Below are 553 nucleotides of genomic sequence, written 5' to 3'. Positions count from 1 at the left end.
TTATAAACGGACGTTGCGGCTGGTGCGGAACCGACGAGCTGTATGTGAAATACCACGATGAAGAGTGGGGAAAACCGGTAACAGACGACAAGACACTATTCGAGTTTCTTGTATTGGAAAGTGCCCAGGCGGGACTGAGCTGGATAACCATCCTCAAAAAGCGGGAAGGCTACCGCAAAGCCTTTTGCAATTTCGATGCCGCGCAAGTGGCGCAAATGACCGACGAAGACGTGGAACGGCTGATGCACTTTGACGGCATCGTGAAAAACCGTCTGAAAATCAAGTCGACCATCACCAATGCAAAGCAGTTTCTTGTCATACAGAAAGAATTCGGCAGCTTTTACAACTATACGCTATCCTTCTTCCCCGACCGGAACCCCATTATCAATCATTTTCAGTCATTGAGTGAGATTCCGGTATCATCTCCCGAATCAGATGCCATGAGCAAAGACATGAAAAAACGGGGATTCAAGTTCTTCGGCTCTACCATTTGCTATGCCCATCTGCAAGCTTCGGGGTTTATCAACGACCATCTGACGGATTGCATTTGCCG

At 48.1% G+C, this 553-nt stretch carries 1 protein-coding gene; it reads left to right on the top strand.

The window, feature by feature from the left end; all coding sequences use genetic code 11:
• Positions 1-2: 2 nt before the first annotated feature.
• Positions 3-553 (top strand): DNA-3-methyladenine glycosylase I (locus DWX62_RS21790; RefSeq protein WP_133302563.1); only part of this gene is annotated, 551 nt, incomplete at its 3' end.

Source organism: Bacteroides sp. AF20-13LB (genome assembly GCF_003603065.1).
GTDB lineage: Bacteria > Bacteroidota > Bacteroidia > Bacteroidales > Bacteroidaceae > Bacteroides > Bacteroides uniformis.
Note: the sequence above shows the minus strand (reverse complement) of the source record. Positions and strands in the feature narration are given on the sequence as shown.